Raw genomic sequence first — 5,489 nt, 5'->3', positions numbered from 1 at the left:
CGCCGCGCCCACCGGAGGCCACCCCGCTCGTCCCGGTCCCCGGGCGGCACGCGGCCCGACGGTCGGCCGGCTCGGCGGTCGGCTCGTGGGTTCCCGAGACCCTGCGCGGCCGGGTGCTGCTCGGGCCGGCGCAGCTGTCGGTGGTCGCGGTCGTCGTGGCGCTCGGACTCGCCGTGACCTGTTGGTGGGTCGTGCGCGGCGACGCCCACCGCGTCGAGGCGCCGGCACTGTCCGCCAGCACGGGCGCCCTGGTCTCGCAGAGCCCGCTGACCGACGCCTCCCCGGTGGCGGCGGCGCCCACCGGCTCGGCCGCGGCGTCGGGGACGACCGTGACCGTGGACGTGACCGGCAAGGTGCGCCGGCCCGGCATCGTCGTGCTCGACTCCGGCGCCCGGGTGGTCGACGCCCTCGATGCGGCAGGTGGGGCCAGGCCGGGTGTCGACCTCTCGGGGCTCAACCTGGCCCGCCTCCTGGTCGACGGCGAGCAGGTGGTCGTGGGACAGCCGCCGCCGACGGGGGTGCTGGCGTCCGCCGTCCCGACCGCCGGTGCGCCGACCGGACCGTTGGTCAACCTCAACACCGCCACCCAGGCGGAGCTGGAGACGCTGCCCGAGGTCGGACCGGTGACCGCCCAGGCGATCATGACCTGGCGGGCGGAGCACGGCGGCTTCACCTCGGTCGACGAGCTGCTCGAGGTCGACGGGATCGGCGACGCCACGCTCGGCCGGCTGGCGCCTCTCGTGACGGTGTGACGATGAGGGCGGGCCAGGCGGGCCAGGCGGAACAGACGGGCCAGACGGGCCAGACGGTGGAGCGGGTCGCTCTGCCGCGGGCTCGCCCACCCGACCTCCGGATGCTGCTGCTCGGCGGTGCTGCCTGGGGCGCAGCCCTCGCGGCGCGAGCGATCGGCTGGTGGGCACTGCTCGGCACGGTGGCGGTCGGCGTCCTCGTGTGGCTGTGCGTCCGACGCCGGGGCCCGGGCGCCCTCCGCACGACGGCGGCGGTCGTCCTGGTGACGCTCGCGGTCGGCGCGGTCGCCGCAGCCCGCCACGAGCAGGTCGCGCGCAGCCCGGTCGCGCGGCTGGCCGCGGAGGGTGCGGCGGTCCGGGTCGTCGGCACGGTCTCGGCCGACCCGCGACGCACCGAGGGCCGGTTCGGCGACGTCGTGCTGGTGCGGCTCGACGTCCGCGAGGTCACCGGGCGCGGCACGACATACGCCCTCCGCGCGCCAGTGCTGGTGCTCGCCGACGACGACTGGGCCGACCTGCCGCTCGGCGCGACCGTCGACGCCAGTGGCCGGCTCTCCCCGGCGGAGGGTGACGACCTCGCGGCCGTCCTCGGCGCCCGTGGCCCACCGGTCGTCGTGGCCGGCCCCGACGTGTGGTGGGACGCCGCCGCGGCGGTGCGTGCCTCGATCCGCGACTCGGTCGCCCATCGCCCGGACGCCCAGCGGGCACTGGTCCCCGCACTGGTCGACGGCGACGACGCCGAGGTCGACGACGCGCTCGCCGATGACTTCCGGACCACGGGGCTCACCCACCTGCTGGCGGTCTCGGGCACCAACCTCACGCTCGTGGTGGGGTTCCTGCTCGTGCTCGCCCGGTGGGCGGGGCTGCGCGGGCGTCTCCTCTACGTCGTGGGCGCCGGCGGCATCGTCGGGTTCGTGCTGCTCGCCCGGACCGAGCCGAGCGTCCTGCGTGCCGCGGTGATGGGGACCGTCGCCCTCTTCGCGATGGGAACCGAGGGTCGTGAGCGCGGCTCCCGTGCGCTGGGTGTGGCCGTCCTGGCGCTGGTGCTGATGCAGCCTGGTCTGGCCGCCTCACCGGGCTTCGCGCTGTCGGTGCTCGCCACGGCCGGCATCCTGCTGCTCGCGCCCGGCTGGCGCGACGCGCTGGCCCGCTGGCTGCCGCGCTGGGCGGCCGAGGCCGTCGCGGTGCCGGCGGCGGCGCAGCTCGCCTGCACCCCGGTCGTCGCGGCGCTCTCGGGCCAGGTGAGCCTGGTGGCGGTCGCCGCCAACCTCGCCGCCGCTCCGGTCGTCGGGCCCGCCACCGTGCTCGGCCTCGGCGGCGGGCTGACCGGCCTGGTCTGGCCGTGGGGTGGCCGGCTCCTCGGCACCCTCGCCGGCTGGTGCGTCGCCTGGCTGGTGGTCGTCGCGACGCGAGGCGCGACGCTGCCGGCTGCGGCGATCGACTGGGGGACGGGGGCCTCCGCGGTGATCGTGCTGACGCTCCTGGTCGCCGGGGTCGCGCTCGCGGGTCCGTGGCTGCTGCGCCGCCGGTCGACGGGTCTGGCCTGCTGCGCCCTGCTGGTGACGACGGTGCTCGTGCGGCTGCCCACCCCGGGCTGGCCGCCCGAGGGCTGGGTCCTGGTCGCCTGCGACGTGGGGCAGGGCGATGCGCTGGTGCTCAACGCGGGTCCGGGTGCGGGCGTGGTGGTCGACGCCGGGCCCGACCCGGGCGCGGTCGACGGCTGTCTCGACCGCCTCGGGGTCGAGAGCGTGCCGCTGGTGGTGCTGACCCACTTCCACGCCGACCACGTCGACGGCCTGTCAGGGGTGCTCGACGGGCGCAGCGTGGGCGCGGTGGAGACGACGCGGCTGCTCGACCCGCCCGCGGGGGTGCGTGAGGTCGAGACGGTCGCCGGGGACGCCGGGCTGGCGGCCGGCCCCGCGCCGTACGCCGCGACGCGCCGGGTGGGGGAGGTGACCTTCCAGGTGCTGTGGCCGCCCGCGGACTCCCCGACGACCGGACCGGGCGACGGCAGCACCGCCAACGAGGCGAGCGTCGTGCTGCTGGTCGAGGTGCGCGGTCTGCGGCTGTTGCTCAGCGGGGACGTCGAGCCGGAGGGCCAGGCAGCGCTGGCCCAGGCGCTGCCCGGGCTGCGGGTCGACGTGCTCAAGGTGCCCCACCACGGCAGCCGCTACCAGGACGAGGACTGGCTGCTCTCCCTCGGCGCCCGGGTGGCGGTCGTGTCGGTGGGCGCGGACAACGACTACGGCCACCCCGCGACCGAGACCCTCGCCCCGCTCGAGGCCGCGGGGACCGAGGTGCTGCGCACCGACCTGGACGGCGACATCGCGGTCGTCGAACGCGGCGGCGACCTGCTCACCCAGACCCACTGACCCGTCGCAGCGGTGTCGCCGCTCTGTGGCAGGCTTGCCGCACCATGGCAGGTCCCTCACAGCCGCGCGCGGCAGACGTCCTCGGTCGAGTCACGCTGGTGACCGGCAAGGAGGAGTTCCTCAACGAGCGCACGGTCGTCGCCGTCCGCGACGCCGTCCGCTCCCACGACGCGGAGGCGGAGTTCTCCGAGACCGTCGGCGGCGACCTGAGCCTGGCGACGCTGGGCGAGCTGGCCGCGCCGTCGCTGTTCTCCAGCATCCGCTGCGTCGTGGTGCGAGCGCTGGAGAACCTCCCCGACGAGTCCGTCGACGGGCTGCTGGGCTACGCCGCGGCGCCGTCGGAGGACGTCGCGCTGGTGCTCGTGCACGGCGGTGGCACCAAGGGCAGCGGGACGCTCACCAAGCTGCGCAAGCTGTCGACGGTCACCGAGTCCAAGTCGGGGGAGCTGCGGGCCTCGGAGTTCCCCTCGTTCGTCGCCGCCGAGGTGCGCAGCCACGGCTCGAGCATCGACCAGGAGGCCGCCGACTTCCTGGTCCAGGCGGTCGGTCAGGACCTCCGGTCGCTCTCCGCGGCCGCCAGCCAGCTGACCAACGACTTCCCGGGCCAGGCGCTGAGCATCGAGAAGGTCAAGCAGTACTTCGGCGGCCGGGCCGAGGCCAAGTCCTTCGCCGTCGCCGACGCTGCCTTCTGGGGCCGGCGCACCGCTGCGCTCGAGGAGCTGCGGTGGGCCCTCGACGGCGGCACCGCCCCGGTGCTGGTGACCTCGGCGTTCGCCGGGGGAGCGCGCGGCGTGGCCCGCTACAAGTCCGCCCCGCGCGGCATGCGCGACGCGGACCTGGCCCGCGAGGTCGGCGTCCCGCCGTGGAAGCTGCGCACGATCCGCGACCAGTCCCGCGGCTGGTCCGACGGTGGCATCGCCCGCGCGATCCGCGCGATCGCGCAGGCCGACGCCGAAATCAAGGGTGCGGCCAGCGACCCGTCGTACACCCTCGAGCGGCTCGTCCTCACGATCACGGCGCTCCGCGACCCGCGGTGACCCCCCCAAATGCACGTTGACCCGCCCGAAAGTTTCGGGCGGGTCAACGGGGTGAGGCTCAGAGAGAGGCGGCCTTCTTGGCGATCGCGGACTTGCGGTTCGCGGCCTGGTTCTTGTGGATGACGCCCTTGGAGGCGGCCTTGTCGAGCTTCTTCGCAGCGTCGCGACCGAGGGCGACCGCGGTCTCCTTGTCGCCGGTCTCGGCGGCCTCGCGGAACTTGCGCACGGCGGTCTTCAGGCCGGTCTTGACGGCCTTGTTGCGCTCGTGACGCTTCTCGTTCTGCTTGTTCCGCTTGATCTGGGACTTGATGTTCGCCACTGGAGCAGCCTTCTGGTCGGTGTGGTCAGGGTCTGATGTCTGGGGTGCGCATCGGCGTGCGGACAGCCGGACACGCGACGAACAAGGTTAGCAGCGCCGGGCGCGACCGCCCAAACCGGCGCTCAGGCCCACCCGCGGCGCTCGGAGAGCCACTCCCAGCACACCTCACCCTGCCACAGCTGCGCGGCGCGCATGTGCGGGGAGGTCGGCGGGGAGGGGAGCGCGGCGGAGTGCAGGAAGTAGCCGGTGACGAGCGCGAGGACGACGTCGATCGCCTCCGGGTCGAGGTCGCGGGTCAGGACGCAGTCGGCGAGCACGGTGTCGACGTCGAGCCCGTCGCCGCGGGGTCCGATCATCAGCAGCAGCGTGTCGATCCAGGCCGCGCCGGCGACCGGCCAGTTCCAGTCGCACAGCAGCACGCGGCCGTCCTCGGCGAGCAGGAGGTTGTCGTCCCGCACGTCGGTGTGCACGAGCGTCGATCCGGCCGTGACCTCGGCGAACCGCGCGGCCAGCGCGCCGGCCTCGTCGGCGTGGGCGCGCGCCAGCCCGTCCCAGTACGCCGGCCACTCGGCGAACTCGGTCGCGAAGTCGTCCAGGCCCAACCCCTCCGGCACCGGTGTGAGGGCGGCCGCCATCTGCTCGGTCATGGCCACGCACGCCGCCAGGTCGGCGGCGCGCCAGGGACGCGCGGGTGCGCGGGATGCGACGTGCTCGATGCCGAGCACCACCCACCCCTCGGGGTCGCCGTCATCGTGGACCCACAGCAGGCGGGGCGCCGGCGCCTCGGCAGGCAGCGCCGCCAGCTTGCGGGCCTCCTCGCGGTAGGCCGCGGCGAACATCCGCTGCGCCTTCTGCGAGGCGGCCTTCACGAAGTGCCTCGACCCGTCTGCGCAGGTCAGCACCGATGCGAACCCCGGCGTGAAGCCCGCACCCTGCGACTGCGCATCGACCACGGTCGAGCCGCAGTGCTCCTCGACCAGCGCCCGGACGTGCCGCGGCAGGTGCGGCCACT

At 75.2% G+C, this 5,489-nt stretch carries 5 protein-coding genes; 3 read left to right on the top strand and 2 right to left on the bottom strand.

Annotated elements, in window-relative coordinates; all coding sequences use genetic code 11:
• The 3 genes from Q0L15_RS11760 to holA all read left to right on the top strand — a co-directional run.
• Window positions 1-752 (top strand): ComEA family DNA-binding protein (locus Q0L15_RS11760; RefSeq protein ID WP_296604561.1); only part of this gene is annotated, 752 nt, incomplete at its 5' end.
• A gap of 2 nt (window positions 753-754) precedes the next feature.
• Window positions 755-3,121, top strand: a complete 2,367-nt coding sequence (locus Q0L15_RS11755; RefSeq protein WP_296604560.1) for a ComEC/Rec2 family competence protein — start codon at window positions 755-757, stop codon at window positions 3,119-3,121.
• A gap of 98 nt (window positions 3,122-3,219) precedes the next feature.
• Window positions 3,220-4,158, top strand: coding sequence for a DNA polymerase III subunit delta (gene holA, locus Q0L15_RS11750; RefSeq protein WP_296604558.1), 939 nt, complete (start codon window positions 3,220-3,222; stop codon window positions 4,156-4,158).
• Window positions 4,159-4,216: 58 nt separating this feature from the next.
• Here the strand turns inward: holA and rpsT are convergent, their stop codons facing one another.
• Complete coding sequence (gene rpsT / locus Q0L15_RS11745; protein ID WP_296604557.1) at window positions 4,217-4,477, bottom strand: 30S ribosomal protein S20; 261 nt, start codon at window positions 4,475-4,477, stop codon at window positions 4,217-4,219.
• A 122-nt stretch (window positions 4,478-4,599) separates the two neighbouring features.
• On the bottom strand, window positions 4,600-5,489 hold an 890-nt coding region (locus Q0L15_RS11740; protein ID WP_296604556.1), incomplete at its 5' end, for a phosphotransferase.

It is taken from the genome of Nocardioides sp. (assembly GCF_024509035.1).
Lineage (GTDB): Bacteria > Actinomycetota > Actinomycetes > Propionibacteriales > Nocardioidaceae > Nocardioides.
This window is presented reverse-complemented; position numbering and strand designations above follow the sequence as displayed.